This window comes from Paracoccus sp. P2, assembly GCF_046335115.1.
Taxonomy (GTDB): Bacteria; Pseudomonadota; Alphaproteobacteria; order Rhodobacterales; family Rhodobacteraceae; genus Paracoccus; species Paracoccus pantotrophus.
This window is the reverse complement of the sequence record NZ_JBGOSN010000018.1, coordinates 70,682-94,978: the sequence shown is the minus strand read 5'-3', so window position 1 is coordinate 94,978 and position 24,297 is coordinate 70,682. Positions and strand designations below refer to the sequence as shown.

The window sequence follows — 24,297 nt, the reverse complement described above, 5'->3', positions numbered from 1 at the left end:
ACGGCTTCACCGCACTCGGCATACCCGAAACTCAAGCCGTGGGATGACTCCGTCGGGGGAAAGGGGAACTCTGACCGTCAGTCAATTTGTGCAACAGAGTCCCCCTGCTGCCCAAGGCGGAGTTGATAGGAACGGGAAAGATCGCCGATGGAATGAAAAGCGGTCATGTCAGCCTCAGGATAGTATCCAGCATGTCATTTGCGGTCTGAAAGACCTTGGCATTGGCGGCGTAGGCACGCTCCAAAGCGAGCAGGCTTTCCATTTCCTTGTCGCTGTCCACCCCCTCCGCCAGAAGGGCCGATTGGAGACCAGATTGACGCGAGCTGCTTTGCATGGCGCTGGCTTCGGCTCGGATACGATTCGTTGCAACAGCCGAAGACAGGTCTGCCGAAAGGCCCTGCAGGCCGCGTGGTGCGTCGGACAAGCTGGCCGAAGCCGGCGAACGCGTGGTCGAAATTGCCATACCGAGCCGATCAAGCAGCGCGCTTTCTCCCGAACTGCCGGGGTCGATCGCATTTATACCCGCGCGGATCCGCCAAAGTTGTCCGCCCGTTTCGGGGTTTGCCGCCCGGTTAACCGCAATGCGGCTGGCGAAGCCGGTTTCATCGGCAGAGCTGAAAGCGCCCTGGGAATCCGTGAACAGCCCTGGGTCGCCTGGATTCAGGGAAGGGTCGATCGCCGGATCGGACAACCTGTCGTATAGATCGCGGGCGAAAGCGTCGATCTGCTGCTGGTAAGCCGGGGCAATCTGGTCGCGAATGACAAAATTCGCTTCCAGACTGCCGCCGTTCCACATGGTTTTCTGCGGGTCGCCAAGTGGCTTGCCGTTCAGCGTCAGCGCAGAAAGCGCGCCGCTGGCCGCGGTCATATCGACAGTGATGCCGGAGACGGCGTCGAAGCCGATCCTGGCCGGCTCGGTGCCGTCCAGCAGGATGGCGCCGCCGGATGTGAACAGGGCAACCCGGCCATTTTCACGCGGTACCTCCTTGATAGGCACGATATCCGATACGCTGTCTATGATCGCCTGTCGCGCATCCATCAGCGACGAGGCATCCTTGCCCTGCGCGGTTACGGTGACGATCTGCGCATTCAGTTTCGCCACCTGTTCAAGCGCGGTGTTCAACCGCGAAACGTCATTCTTGATGGCCTGTTCCGCCTTGCCACGCTCGGCCTGGATGGTGGCGGAAATGCCGTTGACCTTGTTTGCCAGGACCGTGGCCGTATCCAGCACCGTCGCCAGCCGTGCTTCGCTGTCGGGCCTTGCGGCCGCACGGGTCAGCGCGGATTCGAAGTCGGTGAGAGTTTGGACCAGCGAGGATGCCTCGGTCCCGGTGCCGAAGGCCTGTTCCATGGTGGCGTGGAAGGCCGCCACGGTCCGGGTTGAACCGACATCCGCCAGAGCCAGGCGATTGTCGGCGATCAGCCCCGCCGTGACCGTTCGGCTGACGCCATCGATGCTCACGCCGCCACCGCGTTCTGCCAGGCGCGAGGACAGGTCGAGCTCTCTGCGCCCGTAGCCGGGCGTCAGCGCGTTCGCAATGTTGGAGGACACGACTTCCGTGCCCCGCGAAGCCGCGGTCAGCCCTGAAACGGCATTGGAGATGGCGGATGAAAGGCTCATTTACAAACTCCGTTTTCCGAGCGCGGGACAGGCTGAAGCACGCCGGCCAATGTCAGCGCTTGAGATTGGCGGTTTCCTGCAGCATCTCGTCGACGGTCTGGATGACCTTGGCGTTCGAGGTATAGGCGCGCTGGGTCTGGATCAGATCGGTCAACTCGGCCGCGACATCGGTGGTCGATGCCTCACGCGCATAGCCGGCGATCGCGCCAGTCGGACCGTCGCCGGCATCCCACAGGTAGAACGCACCGGATTGGGGCGAGATCTTGTAGGTCTGGTTGTCCATCGCGATCAGACCGTTCGGATTGGGAACATCCACCAGCGGCACCTGATACAGGGTCCGCGTGAAACCGGTGTCATAGGTGGCGCGAAGATGGCCACTTTCGTCGATCTCCAGCGCGGTCAGGTTCCCGACAGGCGAGCCGTTCTTGGTCACATTGGCCGGCGAGAAGCCGGCGCTGAGCTGGGTGATCCCCTGGCTGTCGCCATATCGGCCCAGGTTGATGGTCATCGGTCCGTTCGCGCCGGGGACGGTGAGAAGCCCGGTTGCCGCGCTGTAGGCGCCGCCCGTGACCGTCGTCACGCCCGCAAGCGTGCCGCCGCCGGACTGGCCGCCCTGGAACTCCAGCGTGTAGACGCCGATCAGCGAGTCGTCGGCGGGGGTAGCCGGATCGTCGATGATGGCCGAATCGCGGATCTCCATCGTCCAGCGGTTCGTGCGAGTCCCGGCCGCGCCCGCCACCTCGGGCGTGAAGCTGACCGCCATCCTTTCGGAATTGCCGAGGTTGCCGAAATATTCGACCTCCATTTCCCAGGCATCGCCGGCCGCGCCGGCGACCGCGTCGTCGGCGGGTAGGTTCACGCGCAGGTTGATCCGCGTCGTCGGGTCGGCCGCGGTCTGGCTGGGATTGATCAGGATCGGCTGCAAGCCGGTCGCAGAATCGCGCGGCTGGCTGGAAATCGTGCCGTCGGCATTGGCCGGCCAGCCCATCAGCACCAGCCCCGAACCGGTGCGAAGATACCCCTGATCGTCGGTGCGGAACGAACCGGTCGTCGTCATCACCAGTTCGCGCTGCGTGCCCGGTCCCGAGGCCAGGGCGGCGGCATGGATCACGGGCAGCATGCCGCGCCCGGAAATCGCGATGTCCATCGGATGCGCGGTGGGAACCAGGTTGCCGCGCTGGTCCACCAGCCGGCTGGTCGAGGCGCGGACGCCGCCGGCCGTATAAAGCCCGCCGCCGCGGCCCTGGTTGATCACCATGCTTTCGAAACTGGTATCCACCCGCTTGTAGCCATAGGTGCCGGAATTCGCGATATTGTCGGAAATATTGGCCAGGCGCGTGGAATTGGCGGCAAGCCCGGACACCCCGGCACTGAGGGCAGATGAAATCGACATTCTGTTGTCACCCTGTCTGAGTCGTTCTGCGTGGAGTTTGCCGGCCGGGGGTTAACATGCCGCTAACGGCATCCCGGCCCGGCCGGTCATCTCAGTAAAATCACTTCGATCCGGTTGTTGTTGGGGTCCATCGGGTTCACCGACCGGTTGCGCCGGTCGGCGAAGGCGGTGACGCGCTGGATGCGCGCGCTGTCGAAGCCCGAGCCCTCGAGCAGGTTGCGCAGGGCATGGGCACGGGCGTCCGACAGCGCCCAGACCGGCGACTGGATCAGCATCTCGGGATAGGCGCGGACATGGCCGGTCAGCGCGACCTCGTTCCTGATGCGCCCCAACACACCCGCAAGGATGCCGGCCAGTTCCTTCATCGCCGGGGTCGGCTGGGCGCTGTCGCCGACGAAAAGCGGCTCGTCCATCAGGTCGGTCAACTCGATCACCAGCCCCTCGTCCGTCATGCGGGTCACGACATGGCGCAGCAGATTGACCTTTTGCATGGATTCCGCGCCGCTGCCGGTCAGCTGGTCCTGGACGTGGCGGGCCATCTCCTCGAAACCCGCTTCCCGGCCTTCGCGCGCCTGCGCGGCCAGCGTGTCGCGCGAGGCGCCGGCGCCCTGGCCCGAATCGGTTTCGGCATCCTGCACCTCGCCCCCGAAGGGCCCGTCATGGCCGCTGCGGGTCGAATGGATCAGCGTCGGGTTGAAATACTCCGCCAGCCCCTGCCGCTGCTTTTCGGTGGTGGCGTTCAGCAGCCACATGAGCAGGAAAAACGCCATCATCGCCGTGACGAAATCGGCATAGGCGACCTTCCAGGCGCCGCCGTGATGCCCGGCTTCGCACACGCCCTGAACCTTCTTGATGATGATCGGGGCGCCGCCACCGTTCCCGGCCATGAACCATTCCTTTCGTTGCCTGCCGGGAAAGGTCTCGCGCCGCGCCGCCAAATACCAGTTAACCGCTCAAATGCCGCCTATTTCCCCCAGGCGCCGCCGGGGACCGGCTAGCCGCGAGCAGCCGCGCCATCTTGCGCCGGCCCCGCGCGCGGATATTCTGTGCCGATGCAGACCGAAGGCGAATACGACCTCTCCACCGGCGCCGGGCTGACCGCCTGCCCGCGCTGCGACGCGCTGCATGTCGAGCGCGAGCTGGAGCCGGGCGAGACCGCGCGCTGCCTGCGCTGCAACACCTTGCTGGCCAGCCCGCGCGCCGGCGCCTTCACCCGGATCATCGCGCTGTCCTTTGCCTCGCTGGTGCTGATGGTGGGGGCGGTGTTCTTTCCGTTCCTGGAAATCTCGCGCATGGGGTTCGGCAACCAGACCTCGCTTTTCGGCGTGGCGCTGGCCTTTTCGCACGGCGCCCTGATGCCGCTGACCGTGGCGGTGCTGGGCATGATCGTGGGGCTGCCGGTGCTGCGGGCGCTGCTTCTGGTCTATACGCTGCTGCCGCTGGCGCGGAAACGCCGGCCCTTTGCCCATGCCGTGCCGGCCTTTCGCCTGTCCGAGGCGCTGCGGCCCTGGTCTATGGCCGAGATCTTCGTCATCGGCACCGCCATCGCGCTGGTCAAGGTGGGGGGCTTGGCCAACATCAGCTTCGGCCCGGCCTTCTGGGCCTTTTGCGGGCTGATCCTGGTCAACGCCGCCAGCAACGCCTTTACCAGCGCCGCGACGATCTGGGACGCCATCGAGGATGCCGGCATGGCCACCGACGGGCGCGAGATCGTGCCGGAGCCGCGGGCATGAGCGCGCCCGCCCAAGACGCCCCGGTGCTGACCGCGCATCGCGCCGGGCTGGTCGGCTGTCGCAGCTGCGGCCGGGCCTGGCCCGAGGCCGAGACGACCTGCCGCCGCTGTGGCAGCGCGCTGGTGCCGCCCGACCGGCGCTGCCTGAACGCGGTCTGGGCCTGGCTGGCGGCGGGGTTCATCTTCTACATCCCGGCCAACCTGTTTCCGATGCTCAAGACCTCGACCTTCGGCGGGCTGCGCGGCAACAGCGAATCCACCATCCTGGGCGGCGTGGTCGAACTGATGCATTACGGCAATTACGGCATCGCGGCGGTGATCTTTGCCGCCTCGGTCATGGTGCCGGTCGGCAAGTTCGTCGCCATCGCCTGGCTGGCGCTGGTGGCGGGGCGGCCGGCGACGGTCAGGGCCGCGCACAAGCGGCTGGCGCTTTACGAGGTGGTCGAGTTCATCGGCCGCTGGTCGATGATCGACGTCTTCGTGGTGGCGATCCTGTCGGCGCTGGTGCAGCTGGGCTTCGTCGCCTCGATCCATCCGGGGCCTGCCGCGGTGTCCTTTGCGCTGTCGGTTGCCTTCACCATGCTTTCCGCGCAAAGCTTCGACCCGAGATTGATCTGGCGCGGCCTTCCGCTGCGCAGCCGCAAGGACCATGAATGACCGACAGGCCCTCGCCCGAGCGCAGCGACGCCCCCCTGAAACCCGCCGAACCCGTCCGCAAGCCCGCCGCCCGCGCCGTGCGGACCGGGCTGCCGCTGATCTGGCTGGTGCCGATCGCGGCGCTGGTGGTGACGCTGGGCGTGGGCTGGAACATGATCGCCGGACGCGGCACGCTGATCTCGGTCGCCTTCAAGGACGCGACCGGGATCACGCCGGGCGAAACCGCGCTGAAATTCCGCGAGATCACCGTGGGCAAGGTCGAATCGGTGCGCTTCACCGAGGATCTGCAGCAGGTTCTGGTGAACATGCGGGTGGACAAGGATCTGGCCCCCTATATCGACAGCGAATCGCAGTTCTGGATCGTGCGGCCCCAGGTCTCGGCCCAGGGCATCTCGCGGCTGGACACCGTGCTGACCGGCGCCTTCGTCGAGGGCTTCTGGGACGACAAGCCGGACGAGCCGCAGACCCGCTTCCAGGGGCTGGACCGGCCGCCGCTGACCAGCTTCGGCGAAAAGGGCACCTGGATCGTGCTTTCGACCGACCGTTCGCGCGGCATGACCGAGGGCGCGCCGGTGATGTTCCGCGGCCTGCCGGTCGGGCAGATGCAGAACCTGCGCCTGTCCGAGGACGACGAAAGCGTGCTGGCCGATGTCTTCATCGCCGCGCCGCATGACGCGCGGCTGACCACCAGCACGGTGTTCTGGGACACCTCGGGCTTTTCGGTATCGCTGGGGGCGCAGGGCCTGTCGCTGAACGTGAACTCGCTGGCCTCGGTGCTGCAGGGCGGGGCGGAATTCGCCACCCTGACCTCGGGCGGGCGGCCGGTCGAGGACGGCCATGTCTTTACCCTGCAACCCGACGAGGCGACGGCGCGCACCAACCTGTTCGCCGACGAGGCGCAGGCGTTGCGGCTAACCATGCGCATCGGCGAATCGGTCAAGGGGCTGGAGACCGGCGCCAACGTGCAGTTCATGGGCTTGACCGTCGGCCGCGTCACCGATCTGGCCGCCCGCGTGATCGCCGATGCCGAGGGGCGCGAGCATATCGAGCAAGAGGTGACGCTGGCCCTGACCCCCGCCCGCCTGGGCCTGCCGGACGAGACCACGCCCGAGCAGGCGCTGGACTTCCTGGCCGGCCAGGTCCGGGCCGGCCTGCGGGCGCGCGTCGCCAGCGCCGGTTTCTTCGGCACTTCGCTGCAGGTCGAGCTGGTCGAACTGCCCGATGCCACGCCGGCCGAACTGGACCGCGCCGGCGATCCCTATCCGCTCATCCCCTCGGTCCCCGGCGAGATCTCCGATTTCACCGAGACGGCACAGGGCTTCCTGACCCGCGTCGGCAACCTGCCGATCGAGGAGGCGCTGAAATCCGTCACCGACATGATGAACAGCGTCACCGCCATCGCCAGCAGCGAGGATACCCGCGCCATCCCCGGCGCCCTGCGCGGCACGCTGGAGGACGCGCAGGCCGCCGCCGGCGAGATCCGGCAAGTCACCACCGAGCTGCGCGAATCCGGCGCGGTGGGCCAACTGCGCCGCATGGTGGACGAGGCGGCGGCAGCGGCCGAGGCGGTCAAGCTCGCCGCCGCCGACGTGCCGGCCATGGTCGACCAGATCGACGCCGCCGCGGTCAAGATCGAGGCGGTGGACTATGCCGCCATCGGCACCGAGGCCGAGGGCATCCTCAGGGACGTGCGCGCGCTTCTGGGCACCGAGGATGCCGAACGGCTGCCCAGGGATCTGTCCGAGACGCTGAAGGCGGCCTCCGGCCTGCTCAACGACCTGCGCGACGGCAATGCCGCGGGCAGCCTGAACACGGCGCTCGCCTCGGCCAGCACGGCGGCGCAGGATGTCTCGGACGCGGCGAAACGCCTGCCGCAGCTTTCCGCGCGGCTCGAGGCGCTGGCGGCGCGGGCCGATGCGGTGATCGCCGCCTATGGCGACCGCTCCAGCTTCAACAACGAGACCATCAACCTGATGCGCGAGATGCGCCGCGCCGCCAATGCCTTCGGCAGCCTGGCCCGGACCATCGAACGCAATCCGCAAGCCTTCATCCTGGGACGATAAGATGCGCCTGATCCTTGCCTCCGCCGCCTGCCTCGCCCTGCTCGGCGCCTGCTCGAACGGCGAAAAGACCGCGCGCTACCTGATCGACCCGCCGATGACGGGCGAACGGGTGCCCGACCGGCTGGGCACGGCGGAGCTGAAGGACGTGTCCTTGCCGGAATACGCCTCGGGCGGTGAGGTCAGCTGGCAGACCGGGGACGGGGCGGTGCGCTCGAACACGAAACAGCTCTGGGCCGACGATCCGCAGCGCGCCTTCACGCTGACGCTGGCGCGCAGCATCTCGGATCTCTCGGGCGCCACGGTGATCGCCGAGCCATGGCCGCTGGCCGAACCGCCGCGTCGCCGGCTGGAGGTGCGGGTGGAAAAGGCGCTGGCCCAGGCCGACGGCAGCTATCGCCTGACCGGGCGCTATTTCGTCGCTGACGAGGGCGCGGGCGGCACAAACCAGGCGCGCGGCTTCGACATTTCCGTGCCGCTTGCCGACCAGAACCCCGCCGCCATCGCCCGCGCACAGTCGCAGGCCATCGCCCGGCTTGCCCGGCAGATCGCCACGCTGTCCGGGCCGGGCCGGTCGATCCGCACCAGCACCGCACCGCTGCCGCGGATCGACGACATCTTCTCGCAGCCGCTGCCGCCGCTGGAGGGCAGCTGAACCCGGCTGCGACAGTTTGACGGCTTTCCGCCTTCCCGCCCCCGCCTAGACTGCGCCCATCCCGGCAGCGGAGGTGAAATGCAGGCCGATCAGATCCAAGGGGTGCCGCTGCTGGCGCCGCCCGGGCGGCTGGACTTTCTCGACCGGCAAACGGTGCTGCTGCCCGCGCCGATCACCCCGCTGGAGGCATGGAACCGTATCCGCAGCCGCCCCTTGCCCCTGCTGGGCCTGGCCTTCCGCATTCGCGACGCGGTGTCGGCGCGGTTCGGCGTGCGGCGCATCGGCGGGCTGGGCAAGGCGCCCAGCGACAGCGTGCGCGCCGGTCAGCGGCTGGACTTCTTTCTGGTCGAGCATACCGCGCCCAACCTGCTGGTGCTGGCCGAGCGCGACCGGCATCTGGACGTGATGACCTGCATCTCGACCCACGGGGCAGAGCTGGCGATCACCTCCTCGGTGGTGACGCATAATCGCTTCGGCCGGACCTATATGCTGGTGGTGGGGCCGGCGCATCGGCTGATCGTGCGCGCCATGCTGCGCCGGCTGATGCGCGGCTAGCCCGGCCTAGCCGGCATCCGGCTCGAACTGGCCGAAGCGGCCGGCGGCGAAGACCAGCGGATGATCGCCCGGGCCTGCCACCGTGACCCGCAGCACCCGCCCGATCAGCACCGAATGGTCGCCCGCTTCATGCGCGGCATGGGCCATGCAGTCGAAGCGCGCCGCGACGCCGGGAATGACCGGCACGCCCTCGGGGGTCAGCACGCTCTCCAGCCCCTCGAACTGCCGGCCGCCGCGGGTGAAGCGCAGGCAGGTCTCCAGCTGTTCCGCGCCCAGCACATGCACCGACCAGGCCGCCGCCCCGGCAAAGGCCGCGTGCCGGGCCGAGGCGCGGGCCGGGCACCACAGCACCAGCGGCGGCTCCAGCGAAACGCTGGAGAAGCTGTTCACCGTCATGCCCAGCGGTCCCTCGGGCCCGGTGGTGGTCACCACGGTGACGCCGGTGGCGAAACGCCCCAGCGCCTCGCGCAGCAGCCGCGCCTCGGCATTGGCGGGATGAAAGGTGATCTCGTCGGCCAGCCGGTCGCGGGTCGCGGGGGGAAGACGGCTCATGCGCGGGCCCTGTCATCTGCGGGACATGGCCAGAGCGGTTCCGGCCTTTTTCCCCTTCTTAGTCGGCGGGCGGCGGCGCATCAACCCGACCGCCGGGCATCGCCATCCGGGGTGTCATGGCGGCGATCAGCTGGCGGTGCAGCGCCGGCGCCGCCACCACCAGCCCGTCGGTCAGCGGCCGGGCGGCGTTGAAACGCATCGGCGCGCCGGACAGGTCGCTGGCCAGGCAGCCGGCACGGGCGGCGATCAGGCTGCCCGCCGCCACGTCCCATTCCCAGGCCGGGCGTGTGGAGAGCGTGGCGTCGAACTGCCCGTCCGCCACCAGGCACAGCCGCCAGGCCAGCGAGGGGCGGAAGCTGCGCTTGACCGGCGGCGCCGCGCCCCGCCAATGCACGGGATCGAGGCTCGCCTTGCTGGTCAGCACGCGGGCGCCGCGCAACCCCTGCGCCGAGGGGGCAATGGGCTTGCCGTCGCGCAGCGCCGGCCCATCGGCCGAGGCGGCATAGGTGGTGCGCTGCGCCGGCAGATGCACCACGCCCGCCACCACCCGGTCGCCGCGGGTGATCGCCAGCGCATGGGAAAATCCGACCTGCCCGTCGATGAAGGCGCGAGTGCCGTCGATCGGGTCGATGATGAAGCAATGCTCGGCCTGAAGCCGGGCCGGGTCGTCGGCGCTTTCCTCGCTCAGCCAGCCGTAATCGGGACGAGCCCTGCGCAGCAGGCGCTCCAGATGCGCGTTGACGGCCAGGTCGGCCTCGGTCACCGGGCCGGCGCCGTCGCCCTTGTCCCAGACCCGCGGCTCGCGCCGCCAATAGCGCAGCGCGATCTCGCCCGCCTCATGCGCGGCCTGTTCCAGAAGCGCAAGGTCACTCGCCGGCAACGGTCATCCCTTCGACCAGAAGGCTGGGCACGCGCATCGAGCGCCAGTCGGGCAGGTCATTGGCGGCGGTCAGGCGCAGCAGCATGTCGCGCAGGTTGCCAGCGATGGTGCATTCGTTGACGGCATGGGCGATCTCGCCGTTCTCGACCCAGAAGCCGCCGGCGCCGCGCGAATAATCCCCGGTGGTGCCGTTGATCGAGGCGCCCAGCATCGAGGTCACGACCAAGCCGCGCCCCATCTCGCGGATCAGCTCGTCCCGCGTCTTGTCGCCCGGGGTCAGCTCCAGGTTGGTCACGCCGGGCGAGGGCGGGCTGCCGGCACCGCGCATGGCATTGGCGGTCGAGTCCATGCCCAGCTTGCGCGCCGTGGCCAGGTCCAGCGTCCAGCCCTGCAACACGCCATCGGCCACGATCAGCCGCGGCGCGGTCGCCAGCCCCTCGCCGTCGAACAGGCGCGAAGAGCCATAACGCGGCCGGTGCGGATCCTCGCGCAGCGCGAACCCCCTGGGCAGCACCTGTTCCCCCAGCGCATCGCGCAGCCAGCTGGCGCCGCGCGCCACCGAGGCGCCGTTCACCGCCGCGACCAGGTGGCCGATCAGCCCCGAGGCCACGCGCTCGTCATAGAGGATCGGGAAGGCGCCGGTCGGCGGCTTGCGCGCGCCGCGCCGGGCGACGGTACGTTCGGCGGCCAGCCGGCCGATCTCTTCGGGTGCGGGCAGGTCGGCGGCATGGACCCGGCTTTCGCCGGCCCAGTCGCGCTCCATCCCCAGCCCCTCGCCGGTGATCGCGACGGTGGACAGGCTGTGGCCGCTGCGCCCGTAGCCGGCCGAGAAGCCGTTCGTCGCCGCCAGCCACATGCGGCGCTGCGAATGGCTGGCACCGGCGGATTCGACCGTCGACACGCCCTCGACCGCCAGCGCCGCCGCCTCGGCACGCAAGGCCAGATCCCGCAAATGCTCTGGCGTGGGCTCGGCCGCGTGGTCGTAAAGGTCCAGCCGGGCGCTGTCGGTGTCGCGGGCCAGCTGCTCGGGCTCGGCCAGGCCCAGCGTGTCGTCCACCGGCGCCTCGCGCGCCATGGCGACGGCGCGGACCGCCATTTCCTCGATGGTCCGGGCCGAGCGGTCCGAGGCCGAGACGCAGGCCTGCCGCCCGCCGACCAGCACGCGCAGCCCGATCTCGACGCCCTCGGCGCGCTCGGCATGTTCCAGATGCCCGGCGCGCACATCGACCGAGACGGCGGCGGCCTCCAGCGCCACGGCATCGGCCTGGTCGGCGCCCGCCTTGCGCGCCGCCGCCAGAAGCTGCTGCGCCAAAGCCTCGAGTCGATGGTATTCGGACATGCGGTTCACCTTGGAATAGGACACGGGGGCCGCGGCACCAACGCCCGGCCCCCGCAATGCGATCCGTCAGGGCGCCGGGCGCCGCGCCCCGGAGGGGTTACTTGATCTGCTGGCCGTTGGCAAAGATCGAGCCGTCTTCCTTGAACTCGAGCCTGGTTTCCAGCCTGTCCTCACCCTCAGCGACCGGCTTGGCGAACATGGCCATCATCATCCGCACGCCCATGATCTGATCCTCGGGGATCAGGCCCATGGCGCCCAGCTTGTCGATCAGGCCGTTCACGCCCTCGTAACGGGCATGGACCTCGCCGACCGGGGTGGTCATGTCGCCGCTTTCCGGGGCCTTCAGCGCGCCCTCGGCATTCACCTTGGCGCCAAGCGCGACCAGCGCGAACTGGTTGATCGCGACCTCGACCGGCTCGAAGGGCTGCGGGTCGGCTTCCGCAGCCTCCATGCCCTCGGCGCCGTCGGTCTCAGCCTCATCCGGGGCCTCGTCCGCGGCAGGCGCCATGCCGGCCGGGTCGAAGATGTCCTTGGCCACCTTCATCTGCCCGGTCACGTCGATGTCCAGCGAGGCCGGGTCGCGCGGCAGCTGGCCCTGCGCGTCGAACAGGTTCCAGATCGCATCGCCCAGCGTCAGCCCGGCCAGCGAATAGGCGAACTTGAAGGGCTGCGCCTGATCCGACTGCATCACCGGCATCTGCATGTCGAAGCTGCCGCTTTCGATGGCGTAATTGATCGGGAAGGGCATGTCGCTGCTGGTCAGCTCGAAGCTGCCGGCATCCGAGCCCGCCTGGTAGGTCATGCCGTCCTGCGACAGGCCGAAGCTCAGCTCGAAGCCCTTGCCGTCGTATTTGCCGGCGCCGCTGGTGGCCTCGCCGCCTTCGTCGGTGCCGGCAAAGTCGAAGCTGACCGCCATGGCGCCGGATTTCAGCACCCCATTCATGGCAAGCCCGGCCTTCAGCGCGGCGTTCATGTCCTCTTCCAGCTTGATGCCGGAGGGGACGGCCATCTCGCCGGTGGTTTCCAGATCGGCGAGGCTGCCCCCGAACTTGACCTTGTCGCCTTCCTCGCTGTCCACGTCGCCCGAGAAGGTGATCGCGCCCGATTTCATCGCATAGTCGTATTTCGCCGGTGCACCGGCAATGATGTGGAAGGTGCCGGTCGAATCCGCCACGCCCACCTTGATCGGCAGCGGGGTTTCCTTGTCGCCCCTCTTGATCGTGGTCAAGGTGAAGTCCATCGCGGGATAGTCGAAGTCATGCGTCATGTCCTCGGGCGCGCCCGAGGTGACGATGGCATTGCCCGGCATGTCCACGGTAAAGGGCAGGCTGTAGCTTTGCCCGTCGGGATCGGTCCCATGCGCCTCGCCGGTCATCCGGTCGGCGAAGACCGTCTTGACCGTGCCGTCGGCCCCCTCGCTCAGCGTGACCTGGGGAATGCTGAAGCTGACCTGGCTGTCGGGCACGCCGCCGCTGATGGCGATGTCGCTGAGCGTCAGCGTGTCGCCGGCCTTGTCGCGCTTGCCCTCGGTCACGCTGTAACCGAGCGACTGGTAGTAATCGACCCAGGACTGCCACACCTGTTCCGAAGTCACATCGGCAAGCGCCGGGGCCGTCATCGCGGCCAGCGCCAGGGCCGAGCTTGTCAGTCGCAGGTTCATTTCATAACACCTTTCCGGCGAGAATTGCATAAGAAACACCGATCCGGCTTTTGCCACAGCCAGCGCGCGGGTCCAAGGAGGGAATGATGATCACCAGGGAAATCGTCGGCGGGATCGGACGCATCACCATCGCGCGCCCGGCCAAGGCCAATTCGCTGACCGGCGCCATGCTGGCCGGGCTGACCGCCGCTTTCGACGCGCTGGCCGCCGAGCCCGCCCTGCGCGCCGTGATCCTGACCGGCGAGGGCGCGGTGTTTTCCGCCGGGGCCGATCTGGACGAGGCCCGCGCCGGGCTGGCCCTGTCCCCGGAATGGGAGCGGCTGTCGTCCCGCGTGGCCTCGATGCCTTGCCTGACCATCGCCGCGCTGAACGGCACGGCGGCGGGTGGCGCCCTGGGCATGGTGCTGGCCTGCGACCTGCGGCTGGCGGTGCCGGGTGCGAAAATCTTCTATCCGGTCATGCGCCTGGGCTTCCTGCCCCAGCCCAGCGATCCCTTGCGCCTGCGCGCATTGGTCGGGCCGGCGCGCGCCAAGATGATCCTGATGGCCGGGCAAAAGATCCCGGCCGAAGAGGCGCTGGCCTGGGGCCTGATCGACCGGCTGGTCGCGCCCGAGGCGCTGCTGGACGAGGCCGCGGCGCTGGCCGCCGACGCCTGCGCCGCCGATGCCGGCCATGTCGCGGCGATCAAGCGGATGCTGGATTGACGGCGCCCGCCCGGCGTTCAGCGCCTGGCCGCGGCCTTTCGTGACGTTGCGTCACCGCCGTCAGGCATAGGCCGCCTGTTTGCCGAAATGCATGCAGAGCATGTAATAGACCACCGCGCGATACTTGTTGCGGTTGGAACTGCCGTATTTCGCGATCACCTTGTCGATGGCGGCGGAAAGCTCGGGGCCGTCGGGCAGGCCCAGCTTTTTCATCAGGTAGTTGGTCCTGATACGCTCCAGTTCGGCCTTGTCCGATCCGGCCACGGTTTCCCCGTCGGCGTTGTAGATCGAAGGCCCGCAGCCGATGACCACCTTGGTCAGCAGGTCCATGTCGGGCGTGACGCCCAGCTTGTCCTTCATGTCGGCGGCGTATTTGGCGATCAGATCGTCGCGCTTGCTCATTGCTCTGTCCCCCCTTCGGATTGGTTCATCCCAGGGGAGAGCCTAGCGCCGGGCGGGCAAATATCAACTGAAACCGCACGCTTGCGGCGCGGCGTGCCTATCCCGCGAAGGCGGGGGCCAGCGCCTGGGCGATCCGGGCGCCTTCCTCGGGCGACAGTTGCGGCGGCGCCGCGAAACTGTCGATGCCGTCCTTCAGATAGGCCTGCGACGAGACGTCATGCACATGATGCATCGGCACGACATGCGCATGGGCATGGGCGACATGGATGCCGGTATAGAACAGGGCGACCCGCTCGACCGCGTAAAGCGCCTTCATCTGCCGGGCCAGGCGCTGCGCGCAACCGGTGATGCGGGTGGCAAGATCCTCGGGCAGATCCTCGAACCAGGGGTAATGCCGCTTGGGAATGACCAGGCAATGGCCGGGACGGATGGGATGCAGGTCCAGGAAGGCGAGGATATGCTCGTCCTCATAGATCCGATGCGCCGGCAATTCGCCGCGCGCGATGCGACAGAACAGGCAATCGTCGGACATCCGGTCCCCCTTCCCGGCTTGCGGCGCGGCCCCGGTCGAGCCGCGCCCACGCGTTCAATAGCGGTAATGTTCGGACTTGAACGGGCCCTCGGGCGTCACGCCGATATAGGCGGCCTGTTCGCTGGACAGCTTGGTCAGCTTGACGCCGATCTTGTCCAGATGCAGCCGGGCGACCTTTTCGTCCAGCGCCTTGGGCAGGATATAGACGCCCGGCGCGTATGCGTCGTTCTTGGTCCACAGCTCGATCTGCGCCAGCACCTGGTTGGTGAAGCTGGCCGACATCACGAAGCTGGGGTGGCCGGTGGCATTGCCCAGGTTCAAGAGCCGCCCCTCGGACAGCAGGATGATCCGGTTGCCCGAGGGCATCTCGATCATGTCCACCTGGTCCTTGACGTTGGTCCATTTGTGGTTTTTCAGCGCCGCGACCTGGATCTCGTTGTCGAAATGGCCGATATTGCCGACGATGGCCATGTCCTTCATCTCGCGCATGTGCTCGATGCGGATCACGTCCTTGTTGCCGGTGGTGGTGACGAAGATGTCGGCCGTCGCGACCACCTCCTCCAGCAGCACCACCTCGAAGCCGTCCATGGCGGCCTGCAGGGCGCAGATCGGATCGACCTCGGTCACCTTCACGCGGGCGCCGGCACCGCGCAGCGACGCGGCCGAGCCCTTGCCCACGTCGCCATAGCCGCAGACCACGGCGACCTTGCCGGCCATCATCACGTCGGTGGCCCGCCGGATGCCGTCGACCAGCGATTCCTTGCAGCCATACTTGTTGTCGAATTTCGACTTGGTGACGCTGTCGTTCACGTTGATCGCCGGGAACGGCAAGAGCCCCTTCTTGTGCAGGTCGTAAAGCCGATGCACGCCGGTCGTCGTCTCCTCGCTGACGCCGCGGATCGCATCGCGCTGCCGGGTGAACCAGCCGGGCGAGGCCGCCAGCCGCTTGCGGATCTGGGCGAACAGCGCCTCCTCCTCCTCGCTGGTCGGCACGTCGATCAGCCCGGTCTCGCCCGCCTCGACCCGCGCGCCCAGCAGCACATACATGGTCGCGTCGCCGCCGTCGTCCAGGATCATGTTCGCCGTGCCTTCCGCGAACTGGAAGATCTGGTCGGTATAGGACCAGTATTCCGGCAGCGTCTCGCCCTTGACGGCAAAGACCGGGATGCCGGCTTTCGCAATCGCCGCCGCCGCATGGTCCTGGGTCGAGAAGATGTTGCAGGACGCCCAGCGCACCTCGGCCCCCAGCGCCACCAGCGTCTCGATCAGCACGGCGGTCTGCACGGTCATGTGCAGGCTGCCGGCGATGCGGGCGCCCTTCAGCGGCTTCGTCTCGCCATATTCGGCGCGCAGGGCCATCAGGCCGGGCATCTCGGTCTCGGCGATGTCCAGCTCCTTGCGGCCGTATTCGGCCAGGGCGATGTCGCGGATGATGTAATCGGTCATGGGGCCCTCGCGCCTTGTGCTGTTGGCGCGGCCTTAGCATCCCCGGCGCGGTCCTGCAAACCCAAGCGGTCAGCCGTTGAAGCCCGCCTTGACGAAGAACACCTGCGGGCTGGTCGCGTCGCTGAAGCCGATCCCCGAGGCGATGACGCAGCTGGTCGCATCCGGCCGCTCGAACACCACCGTCCAGGTGCCCATCAGGTCCGAGCCCCACAGCGTCACGCCATCGGTCCCGGTGGCGATCCGCGCCTCGCCGAAATCCTGGCGCAGGGTCTGCTCCAGTTCCGCCTTGCGGTCGCACCAGGGCTGGTCCTCCACCGCCACTTCGGACAGCGGCAGGGTGCGGGCGACCTCGCGCACGGCGCGCGGGTCCATGCCGGCGATGGCGGACCAGCCGCGCGGATGGGCCAGGTTCTCCTCGCGGGTCTGGATCGCCGCCTGCGCGGACTGGCCCGGCAGGGCCAGAAGCACCGCCAGCAGGGCGGCTGCGATGCGGGAAGCCGGGGTCATGTGCATTGCCTCAACCTTTCGCTTGCGCGGGTGACCGGGGAAAACCGCCGGGGTTCGCGAAAGGTTCCGATCCAGTCGCAAATGTGAGCGGTAGCAGCTTTCTCTGGAATGGCTTAGAAGGATCGGGACGAGGCTGCGCGGAAAAGGGGGAAGACATGGCGATCCTGTTGGCGGATGTGGGCGGCACCAATGCGCGGATGGCGCTGGCACGGGACGGCGCGCTGGTCGCCGATACCATCACCCGGTTTCGCGGCGACGATCATGCGACATTCGACGAGGTGGTGGCCAAGTTCCTCGCCCAGCAGGGCAGCCCGCAGATCGAGGCGGTCTGCGTCGCCGTCGCCGGCCCGGTCTGGGGAGACGAGGCGCGGCTGACCAACCGCGACTGGAGCTTTTCCACGGCACGGCTCTGCACGCTGTCCGGCGCCCCCCGCGCGCGGCTGATCAACGACCTGATCGCCCTGGGCTATGCCACGCCGGCCCTGGACGGCGAGGCGGCGGGCTTCCTGCGCGCGGCGCCCGAAGGCGCGCTGTCGAACGGGCAGCGGCTGGTGGTGAATGCCGGCACCGGCTTCAACGTCTGCGCGGTCAAGGTGCTGCCGGACGGCGGGATCGCCTGCCTTGAGGCCGAGGAGGGCCATACCCGCCTGCCGCTTTCCGTGGCCGAGCCGCTGGCCGAGGCGCTTGGTGCAGCCGGCCGGGCGATTGATTCGGTCGAGGAACTGTTCGCCGGCCGCGGCCTTGCCCGGCTGCACGCGCTGCGCATGGGCCTGCCGCAGGGCCGGGCCGAAACCGTGGTCGCAGACGCGGCCCAGGGCGATCAGGCGGCCGAGGAAACGCTGGCGCTCTATGCCCGGCTGTTCGGGCTGTTCTGCCGCGAACTTGCCTTTCGTTTCATGCCGATGGAGGGCATGTTCCTGGCCGGCAGCGTCGCGCGTTCCTGCACCGATCGGTTCGAAATCTTCGAGCGCGCCTTCCTTTCCGACCCGCTGATGGCGCGGATTCCGCAGGCGGTTCCGATCGGCGTGATCCGGGACGACATGGCGGCGCTGCATGGCTGTCTGGCCGCAATCCGCTGAAAATCGCCCGAATTTGGGCAGCTGCGCTGGATTTTGTTGACGTGCCCTGCAATGCTTGCGGGAAAACCGCCAGAAGCAGGGCAATCAGGCAATGAAAAGCTGGATCAGGGCAGGGACGGCTGCCGCAATCGTGCTTGCAACCGGCGCGGGCATGGTCTGGGCGCAGTCCTCGGGCTCGCCTTCCTCCTCGCCCTTTTCGGGCTGGTTCGGCCGGGACGGCAATGACGGCTCGCCCGTGAACCTGGATTTCCAGGTCGATGGCGGCGACGACGCCCTGCTTCCGGCGATCCGGCAGACCTCGCTTCTGGTCAGCGCCCAGGACGAGGGGCGGGTGACGGGCCAGGACATGCTGGCCGCCGCGCGCGGCGATTACGCCCGCATCCTGGGGGTGCTTTACGACCAGGGCTATTACTCGGGCGTCATCGACATCACCCTGGACGGGGTCGAGGCTGCCGGCATCGCGCCGCTCGACGCGCCCAAGGTGGTGCACCGGGTGGTGGTCTCGGTCCAGCCCGGCCCGCGCTTTCGCTACAGCCGGGCCGAGATCGCGCCGGTGGCGCCGGGCACCGAACTGCCGCGCAGCTATCGCCGGGGCGAGATCGCCCGCACCGGCGACATGAAGAACGCCGCCACCGCCGGCGTGGCGGGCTGGCGCAACGTGGGCCACGCCAAGGCCGAGGTGGCCGAGACCGAGATCATCGCCGACCACGCCACCAACCTGATCGACAGCCGCATCCGCCTGGCGCCCGGTCCCGAGCTGCGCTTTGGCCAGCTGACCATCCGCGGCCATCAGCGCATGGACCCGCGCCGGCTGCGCAAGATCGCCGGCTTCCCCGAGGGCGAACGCTTCGATCCCGAGAAGCTCGAGAATGTGAGGAAGCGCCTGCGCCGCTCGGGCGTGTTCTCGGCCATCACCCTGACCGAGGCCGACCGGATCGGCCCCGGCAACACGCTGGACGTGGACCTGCTGGTGGCCGAGCAGAAGCTGCGCCGGCTGGGTGCCGGCTTCGAATATTCCAATACCGACGGGCTGTCGCTGACCGCCTACTGGATCAACCGCAACCTGTTCCGCGGCGGCGAGCGGCTGCGCGTGGATGCAGGCGTCTCGGATATCGGCGGCGATAGCGGGCGCGACTACAGCCTGGGGCTGCGCATCGACCGGCCCGCCACCATCACCGCCGACACCACCGGCTATGTGCTGGCCAAGGTCGAAAGCCTGCAGGAAGAGGATTACGACCTCAAGTCCGGCACCTTCGGCCTGGGCTTCACCTGGATCCCCAGCGACGAATTGACCGCCGATATCGCCCTGCAATACCGGGCGCTGCGCGTCGACGACGACAGCGGCCGCACCGATTTCCGGCTGTTCGCCCTGCCTACCAGCGTGATCTGGGACAAGCGCGACGAGCCGACCGACGCCAAGCGCGGCTATTGGCTGTCGGGCGGGGTCACGCCCTTTGTCGGCTTGCAGGACGAAACCGGCTCGGGCGCACAGGTGCTGGCCGAGGGGCGGGCCTATTACAGCTTCGGCACCGATGACCGCTTCACCCTGGCCGGCCGGGCGCGGCTGGGCACCGTGGTCGGCCCCGAGATCGGGGAAACCCCGCGCGATTACCTGTTCTGGTCCGGCGGCGGCGGCACGGTGCGCGGCCATTCCTATGAATCGCTGGGCGTCGAGGTGATCCCCGACAACAGCGGCGGCATGGTGCGCACCGGCGGCATGTCCATCGTCACCCTGACCGCCGAGACCCGCATCCAGGTCCGCGAACGCATCGGCCTGGCGCTGTTCGCCGATGCCGGCCGGGTCTGGGAGGACAGCGGCTGGTCCGGCGCCAGCGGCTGGCAGGCCGGGGCCGGCGCGGGCATCCGCTATCGCACCCCGGTCGGGCCGCTGCGCTTCGACATCGCCACCCCGGTCGGCGGCGGCGATGGCGACGACGGCGGGGTGCAGGTCTATATCGGTCTTGGGCAGGCGTTCTGATGCGTGATCTGGCTTATCGTCTCGTTCTGGCATTCGGGCTGGCCCTGGCCGCGCCCCTGGCCGCGCTGGCGCAGGATACCGCCGCCGAAATTTCGCAGGAGGTCGAGGACGACCGCGGTTTCATCACCCGTTTCCTGGAAGAAAAGCTGTCCGGCGCCGGCCGGCAGGTGGTGATCGAGGGCTTCCGCGGCGCGCTGTCCTCGCGCGCGACCTTCGAGCGCATGACCATCGCCGACGACGACGGCGTCTGGATCACGCTGGAAAACGGCGCCATGCAATGGACCCGCTCGGCGCTGCTGGCGCGGCGGGTCGAGATCAACGAGCTTTCGGCCGAGCGGATCATCCTGCCGCGCCTGCCCGGCACCGGCGACAGCGCCCCCCAGGCCGAGGCGCGCGAGTTCTCGCTGCCGCAGCTGCCGGTGGGGGTGAACATCGCCCGCATCGCCGTAGGCCGGGTGGAACTGGGCCAGCCGGTGATGGGGCAAGAGGCGGTGATCGCCATCGACGGCTCGATGAACCTGTCGGGCGGCGAGGGCGAGACCAGGCTGACCATCGACCGCGTGGACGGGCCGCGCGGCCAGTTCGCGCTGGACGCGGGCTTTTCCAACGAGACCCGCGTGCTGCGCCTGGACCTGAGGCTGGACGAGGACCGCAACGGGCTGTTCGCGAACGCGATCAAGCTGCACGACCGCCCCGCCGTTACCGCCGAGATCGCGGGCGAAGGGCCGATGTCGGATTTCACCGCCAATATCCAGCTGGCGACCGACGGCCAGCCGCGCGTGACCGGCACCGTCTCGGTCGATGCGGCCGAGCGCGACGGCGCCCCCGGCACCGCCTTCCGCGCCGAACTGGGCGGCGACGTGGCCGCGCTGGTGCCGCCGCAGCACCGCGCCTTTTTCGGCACGCAATCGCAGCTTCTGGCCGAGGGCTGGCGCGGGCAGGACGGCCGGCTGGTCGTCCCCTCGCTGCGGCTGGCGACCGAGGCGCTGCGGCTGGACGGCAACCTGGCCACCACCAGCCGCGGCGCACCGGAAAGCGCGCATCTGACGCTGCTGCTGGGCGAGGACGCCGGGGCGGCGCAATTGCCGGTGCGGCTGCCCTGGGCCGACCGCCCGACCACGGTGCGCTCGGGCAGCCTGCGGCTGGATTACGACGCGGCGCAGGGCTCGGGCTGGGTGCTCAAGGGCGTGGTGGGTGACATCGCCCGCGACGACATCACCCTGTCGGAACTGCGGCTCGACGGGCGCGGCCGCGTCGCCCTGACCGCCGAGCAGGCCCTGGAAGAGGTGCGCGGCTGGATCGCCTTCGGCATGGACGACCTGGTGCCGGCCGATCCGGGCCTGGCGCAGGCCCTGGGCCGGGTGCTGAACGGCGGGCTGAACTTTGCCTTCACGCCCGGCAATGCGCTGCAGCTTTGGGGGATGAACATCAACGGCGAGGATTTCGGCTTCAAGGGCGAGACCACCGTCTCTGGCCTGCGCACCGGGATCACGCTGTCGGGCGACATCACCGCGCAGCACCGCAATGTGGCACGCTTCTCGGCCCTGGCCGGGCGCGAGCTGGGCGGCACCGCCGATGCCCGTATCAAGGGTCGCTACGCGCTGCTGGGCAAGGGCTTCGACGTCGAGGCAGAGGTGCTGGGCAACGACATCCGCGTCGGCCAGGACCATGCCGACCGCATGCTGGCGGGCCAGTCGCGCATCGAACTCAGCGCCCGGCGCGACACCTCGGGCATCAACCTGCGCAAGCTGGTGGTGAACGCCCGAAACCTGACGGCCGAGGCGCAGGGCCGGCTGGACAGCTATTCCAGCACCCTGACCGCGACCATCGAGATGCCGGACCTGTCGGTGGCCGATCCCGGCATGTCGGGCTCGGTCCGCAGCGCGCTTCGCGCCACCGGCGCCGCCGGCGCGCGCCGCGTGACCCTGACCGGCAAGGCGCAGGATCTGGTCACCGGCATCGCCGAGCTGGACGGCGCGCTGAAGGGCGAAACCGACCTGCTGGTCGAGGCGGCGCAGGCACGGGACGGGTTCGAGGTGCAGACCTTCCGGCTGACCAACCCGCAGATCGACGCCGAGGGCCGGGGCAGTTTCGCGCAAGGCGCGATGGATGCGACGCTGAACCTGTCCATGCCCGACCTGGCGGTGCTGGGGCGCGGCTTCTCGGGCGGGCTGACCGCCGAGGCGACGGCGGTGGAGCAGGACGGCACCCGCCGGATCGAGTTGACCGGGCGCGGCACCGACCTGCGCCTGGGCCAGCAGGACGTGGACGGGGCGCTGACCGGCGTGACCGAGTTGCGGCTTTCAGCCGAACAGCGCGGCGACGAGATCATCGTGCATGGCTTCGACCTGACCAACCGGCAGATGCTGGCCACCGCGCAGGGCCGCATCGCCCCCAGCGACACCGACATGCAGGGCCGGGTCGAGATCCGCTCGCTGGCCAGCTTCGGCCGCGGCTGGCGCGGGGCGCTGAACGCGCAGGGCAGCTTCAAGGACGACGGCTCGGGCGGGCGGCGGCTGGACGTGACCGGCACCGGCACCGACCTGTCCTTTGGCCAGGCGCAGGTCGATGGCGCGCTGGCGGGCGAGACCCGGCTGGCCCTGCACGGGATCGAGCGCGACGGCGTCTTCACCATCGAGACCGCGACCGTCGAGAACCCGCGCCTGAACCTGGGCGCCGAGGGCCGGCTGGGCCAGGGCGCCACCGACCTGACCGCGACCCTGCGCGCCGACGACCTGCGCTTTCTGGGCCGCGGTTTCCGGGGCGCGGTCAATGCCTCGGGCCATGTCGTGGACCAGCAGGGCGGCGGGCGGCAGATCACCGCCAGCGGCTTGGCCCGCGGGCTGGGCATCGGCAACCCGCAGGCCGATGCCGTGCTGGCGGGCGAGACCAGCTTCGACCTTGCCGCCGCGCAGCGTCCGGACGGCGGCCTGACCGTCAGCCGGCTGCGCGCCGGCAACGGCCAGTTCAGCGTCACCGGCGACGGCAGCCCGGCCGAGGGGCTGAACCTCGACGCCCGGTTGAACGACCTGGCCCTGGTGGTGCCGGGCTTTCCCGGCCCGGCGACGGTCGCCGGCACCATCCGCAACCTGGGCAGAAGCTACGACGTGAACCTGACCGCCACCGGACCCGGCAATACCCAGGCCCGCGTGACCGGCACGGCGGCGACAGACCTGTCCACGGCCGACATCGCGGTCAGCGGCAACTCCAATGCCGCCGCCGCCAACCCCTTCCTGCGCACCCGCTCGGTCGAGGGGCCGCTGAGCTTCGACCTGCGCCTGAATGGCCGGCCGGCGCTGGAATCGCTGTCCGGGCGGGTGGCGCTGGCCAATGGCCGGCTGGCCGAGCCGCGCTTCGGCCTGGCCGTGGGCAGCCTGAACGCCAACGCCGATTTCAACGCCGGCCGCATCGCCGTCGATCTGCGCGGCGCGGTCGAGGCCGGCGGCACCATTACCGTCAGCGGCCCGGTCAGCCTGGTCGGCGACCGGCAGATGAACCTGGACGTGCGGCTGTCCGACGTGGTGCTGCGCGACCCCAACCTTTATGAGACGCTGGTGAACGGCGCGATCAACGTCGCCGGCACGGTGGGACAGGGGCCGCTGGTCTCGGGCCGCATCGACATGGGCCATACGGAACTGCGCATCCCCTCGACCGGGCTGGGCGGGGCGAAGGCGATCCCGGACATCATCCACCGTTCGGAACGCCCGCCGCAGCGCCAGACCCGCGCCAAGGCCGGGCTGCTGGAATATCCCAACGAGGCTTCGCGCCAGGCCGGCATGGCCGCGCCGCCGGCGACGCCGCCGGCCAATCCGGCACGCTTCGACCTGCTGGTCTCGGCCCCGTCGCAGGTCTTCATCCGCGGCCGCGGCGTCGATGCCGAACTGGGCGGCGAGCTGCGCCTGACCGGCAATGCCCGCCAACCCATCCCCATCGGCCAGCTGGAGCTGATCCGCGGCCGGGTCGACCTGCTGGGCAAGCGGTTCGACATGACCGAGGGGCTGATCGAGTTGCAGGGCAGCATGATCCCGGTGATCCGGCTGGTGGCCGAGACTGTGCAGAACGACATCACCGCCCGCATCATCATCGACGGCGAGGCGCAGGATCCCGAGATCACCTTTGAATCCTCGCCCGAGATGCCGCAGGAAGAGGTACTGTCGCACCTGCTGTTCGGCCGGGGGCTGGACAATATCAGCGCGCTTCAGGCCGCGCAGCTGGCCAGCGCCGTAGCGACCCTGGCCGGGCGCGGCGGCGAGGGGATCGTCGGGCGGCTGCGGGCCTCGACCGGGCTCGACGACCTGGACCTGGCGACGGACGACGAGGGCAATGTCTCGGTCCGGGCGGGCAAATACCTGTCCGAGAACCTCTATACCGACGTGCAGGTCGGCGGCGACGGCAAGACCAAGCTGAACCTGAACCTGGACATTTCCCCGACGCTGACCGCGCGCGGCTCGGTCGACAGCGAAGGCGAAAGCACCATCGGCCTGTTCTACGAACGCGATTACTGACCCCGGCCCCGCCCCGCCCGCCGCCGCGGTGGCGCGGGGC

The 24,297-nt window shown here is 69.0% G+C and carries 20 protein-coding genes; 9 read left to right on the top strand and 11 right to left on the bottom strand.

Translation table 11 applies throughout. From position 1 onward, the window contains the following. Positions 1–163: 163 nt before the first annotated feature. From flgK to ACDP63_RS13240, 3 genes are all read right to left on the bottom strand, one after another. Positions 164–1,621 carry a flagellar hook-associated protein FlgK gene (gene flgK, locus ACDP63_RS13250; protein WP_028709776.1) on the bottom strand — a complete coding sequence of 486 codons (1,458 nt, stop codon included), beginning with the start codon at positions 1,619–1,621 and terminating at the stop codon, positions 164–166. Positions 1,622–1,673: 52 nt separating this feature from the next. After that, a complete protein-coding gene (locus tag ACDP63_RS13245; RefSeq protein WP_024842659.1) occupies positions 1,674–3,014 on the bottom strand; it encodes a flagellar hook protein FlgE in 1,341 nt (446 codons plus the stop codon). A gap of 86 nt (positions 3,015–3,100) precedes the next feature. Further along, positions 3,101–3,901, bottom strand: coding sequence for a flagellar motor protein MotB (locus ACDP63_RS13240; protein WP_024842660.1), 801 nt, complete (start codon positions 3,899–3,901; stop codon positions 3,101–3,103). Positions 3,902–4,066: 165 nt separating this feature from the next. Here ACDP63_RS13240 and ACDP63_RS13235 point away from each other — a divergent pair, with 165 nt between their 5' ends. From ACDP63_RS13235 to ACDP63_RS13215, 5 genes are all read left to right on the top strand, one after another. Next, entirely contained in the window at positions 4,067–4,747 is a 681-nt protein-coding gene (locus tag ACDP63_RS13235; RefSeq protein WP_024842661.1) for a paraquat-inducible protein A, read from the top strand. Beyond that, positions 4,744–5,403 (top strand): paraquat-inducible protein A, encoded by a 660-nt coding sequence (locus tag ACDP63_RS13230; protein ID WP_024842662.1) that lies wholly within the window; start codon positions 4,744–4,746, stop codon positions 5,401–5,403. The genes ACDP63_RS13235 and ACDP63_RS13230 overlap by 4 nt, the downstream gene beginning before the upstream one ends. Next, positions 5,400–7,466: an intermembrane transport protein PqiB gene (locus ACDP63_RS13225; RefSeq protein WP_024842663.1), complete on the top strand. Its 2,067-nt coding sequence runs from the start codon at positions 5,400–5,402 to the stop codon at positions 7,464–7,466. The genes ACDP63_RS13230 and ACDP63_RS13225 overlap by 4 nt, the downstream gene beginning before the upstream one ends. A gap of 1 nt (position 7,467) precedes the next feature. Then, positions 7,468–8,118 carry a membrane integrity-associated transporter subunit PqiC gene (locus ACDP63_RS13220; RefSeq protein WP_024842664.1) on the top strand — a complete coding sequence of 217 codons (651 nt, stop codon included), beginning with the start codon at positions 7,468–7,470 and terminating at the stop codon, positions 8,116–8,118. Between the two features lie 78 nt (positions 8,119–8,196). Next, the gene (locus tag ACDP63_RS13215) at positions 8,197–8,673 is read left to right on the top strand and encodes a DUF2867 domain-containing protein (RefSeq protein WP_024842665.1); all 477 of its coding nucleotides are present in this window, start codon (positions 8,197–8,199) and stop codon (positions 8,671–8,673) included. A gap of 6 nt (positions 8,674–8,679) precedes the next feature. Here the strand turns inward: ACDP63_RS13215 and ACDP63_RS13210 are convergent, their stop codons facing one another. The 4 genes from ACDP63_RS13210 to ACDP63_RS13195 form a co-directional block, all read right to left on the bottom strand. Then, positions 8,680–9,225, bottom strand: coding sequence for a flavin reductase family protein (locus ACDP63_RS13210; RefSeq protein ID WP_036747078.1), 546 nt, complete (start codon positions 9,223–9,225; stop codon positions 8,680–8,682). Positions 9,226–9,283: 58 nt separating this feature from the next. After that, positions 9,284–10,105, bottom strand: a complete 822-nt coding sequence (locus tag ACDP63_RS13205) for a 3'(2'),5'-bisphosphate nucleotidase CysQ (protein ID WP_024842667.1) — start codon at positions 10,103–10,105, stop codon at positions 9,284–9,286. Beyond that, positions 10,092–11,444, bottom strand: coding sequence for a TldD/PmbA family protein (locus tag ACDP63_RS13200; protein ID WP_024842668.1), 1,353 nt, complete (start codon positions 11,442–11,444; stop codon positions 10,092–10,094). Before ACDP63_RS13200 ends, ACDP63_RS13205 begins: the two co-directional genes overlap by 14 nt. 97 nt (positions 11,445–11,541) lie before the next feature. Beyond that, positions 11,542–13,104: a DUF2125 domain-containing protein gene (locus ACDP63_RS13195; protein ID WP_024842669.1), complete on the bottom strand. Its 1,563-nt coding sequence runs from the start codon at positions 13,102–13,104 to the stop codon at positions 11,542–11,544. Between the two features lie 86 nt (positions 13,105–13,190). Here ACDP63_RS13195 and ACDP63_RS13190 point away from each other — a divergent pair, with 86 nt between their 5' ends. Further along, positions 13,191–13,808, top strand: coding sequence for an enoyl-CoA hydratase/isomerase family protein (locus ACDP63_RS13190; RefSeq protein ID WP_024842670.1), 618 nt, complete (start codon positions 13,191–13,193; stop codon positions 13,806–13,808). 60 nt (positions 13,809–13,868) lie between these two features. On the opposite strand, the gene ACDP63_RS13185 is transcribed toward ACDP63_RS13190, so the two are convergent. From ACDP63_RS13185 to ACDP63_RS13170, 4 genes are all read right to left on the bottom strand, one after another. Then, entirely contained in the window at positions 13,869–14,210 is a 342-nt protein-coding gene (locus ACDP63_RS13185; RefSeq protein ID WP_024842671.1) for a DUF2853 family protein, read from the bottom strand. A gap of 97 nt (positions 14,211–14,307) precedes the next feature. Then, positions 14,308–14,742: an HIT family protein gene (locus ACDP63_RS13180; RefSeq protein ID WP_024842672.1), complete on the bottom strand. Its 435-nt coding sequence runs from the start codon at positions 14,740–14,742 to the stop codon at positions 14,308–14,310. A gap of 54 nt (positions 14,743–14,796) precedes the next feature. Then, on the bottom strand, positions 14,797–16,188 hold the full coding sequence (ahcY, locus tag ACDP63_RS13175) for an adenosylhomocysteinase (RefSeq protein ID WP_024842673.1): 1,392 nt from the start codon (positions 16,186–16,188) through the stop codon (positions 14,797–14,799). A gap of 69 nt (positions 16,189–16,257) precedes the next feature. Beyond that, positions 16,258–16,695 carry a hypothetical protein gene (locus ACDP63_RS13170; RefSeq protein WP_231486578.1) on the bottom strand — a complete coding sequence of 146 codons (438 nt, stop codon included), beginning with the start codon at positions 16,693–16,695 and terminating at the stop codon, positions 16,258–16,260. A 155-nt stretch (positions 16,696–16,850) separates the two neighbouring features. Here ACDP63_RS13170 and ACDP63_RS13165 point away from each other — a divergent pair, with 155 nt between their 5' ends. From ACDP63_RS13165 to ACDP63_RS13155, 3 genes are all read left to right on the top strand, one after another. After that, positions 16,851–17,774: a glucokinase gene (locus ACDP63_RS13165; protein WP_024842675.1), complete on the top strand. Its 924-nt coding sequence runs from the start codon at positions 16,851–16,853 to the stop codon at positions 17,772–17,774. 91 nt (positions 17,775–17,865) lie between these two features. Further along, positions 17,866–19,752, top strand: a complete 1,887-nt coding sequence (locus tag ACDP63_RS13160; protein WP_024842676.1) for an autotransporter assembly complex protein TamA — start codon at positions 17,866–17,868, stop codon at positions 19,750–19,752. Beyond that, a complete protein-coding gene (locus ACDP63_RS13155; RefSeq protein WP_409928109.1) occupies positions 19,752–24,257 on the top strand; it encodes a translocation/assembly module TamB domain-containing protein in 4,506 nt (1,501 codons plus the stop codon). The genes ACDP63_RS13160 and ACDP63_RS13155 overlap by 1 nt, the downstream gene beginning before the upstream one ends. Positions 24,258–24,297 lie beyond the last annotated feature (40 nt).

Bases quoted from the DNA above. Each gene is read 5' to 3' on its own strand.
- flgK (WP_028709776.1), bottom strand. From the start codon at position 1,621: ATGAGCCTTTCATCCGCCATCTCCAATGCCGTTTCAGGGCTGACCGCG.
- ACDP63_RS13245 (WP_024842659.1), bottom strand. From the start codon at position 3,014: ATGTCGATTTCATCTGCCCTCAGTGCCGGGGTGTCCGGGCTTGCCGCC.
- ACDP63_RS13240 (WP_024842660.1), bottom strand. From the start codon at position 3,901: ATGGCCGGGAACGGTGGCGGCGCCCCGATCATCATCAAGAAGGTTCAG.
- ACDP63_RS13235 (WP_024842661.1), top strand. From the start codon at position 4,067: ATGCAGACCGAAGGCGAATACGACCTCTCCACCGGCGCCGGGCTGACC.
- ACDP63_RS13230 (WP_024842662.1), top strand. From the start codon at position 4,744: ATGAGCGCGCCCGCCCAAGACGCCCCGGTGCTGACCGCGCATCGCGCC.
- ACDP63_RS13225 (WP_024842663.1), top strand. From the start codon at position 5,400: ATGACCGACAGGCCCTCGCCCGAGCGCAGCGACGCCCCCCTGAAACCC.
- ACDP63_RS13220 (WP_024842664.1), top strand. From the start codon at position 7,468: ATGCGCCTGATCCTTGCCTCCGCCGCCTGCCTCGCCCTGCTCGGCGCC.
- ACDP63_RS13215 (WP_024842665.1), top strand. From the start codon at position 8,197: ATGCAGGCCGATCAGATCCAAGGGGTGCCGCTGCTGGCGCCGCCCGGG.
- ACDP63_RS13210 (WP_036747078.1), bottom strand. From the start codon at position 9,225: ATGAGCCGTCTTCCCCCCGCGACCCGCGACCGGCTGGCCGACGAGATC.
- ACDP63_RS13200 (WP_024842668.1), bottom strand. From the start codon at position 11,444: ATGTCCGAATACCATCGACTCGAGGCTTTGGCGCAGCAGCTTCTGGCG.
- ACDP63_RS13195 (WP_024842669.1), bottom strand. From the start codon at position 13,104: ATGAACCTGCGACTGACAAGCTCGGCCCTGGCGCTGGCCGCGATGACG.
- ACDP63_RS13190 (WP_024842670.1), top strand. From the start codon at position 13,191: ATGATCACCAGGGAAATCGTCGGCGGGATCGGACGCATCACCATCGCG.
- ACDP63_RS13185 (WP_024842671.1), bottom strand. From the start codon at position 14,210: ATGAGCAAGCGCGACGATCTGATCGCCAAATACGCCGCCGACATGAAG.
- ACDP63_RS13180 (WP_024842672.1), bottom strand. From the start codon at position 14,742: ATGTCCGACGATTGCCTGTTCTGTCGCATCGCGCGCGGCGAATTGCCG.
- ahcY (WP_024842673.1), bottom strand. From the start codon at position 16,188: ATGACCGATTACATCATCCGCGACATCGCCCTGGCCGAATACGGCCGC.
- ACDP63_RS13170 (WP_231486578.1), bottom strand. From the start codon at position 16,695: ATGACCCCGGCTTCCCGCATCGCAGCCGCCCTGCTGGCGGTGCTTCTG.
- ACDP63_RS13165 (WP_024842675.1), top strand. From the start codon at position 16,851: ATGGCGATCCTGTTGGCGGATGTGGGCGGCACCAATGCGCGGATGGCG.
- ACDP63_RS13160 (WP_024842676.1), top strand. From the start codon at position 17,866: ATGAAAAGCTGGATCAGGGCAGGGACGGCTGCCGCAATCGTGCTTGCA.
- ACDP63_RS13155 (WP_409928109.1), top strand. From the start codon at position 19,752: ATGCGTGATCTGGCTTATCGTCTCGTTCTGGCATTCGGGCTGGCCCTG.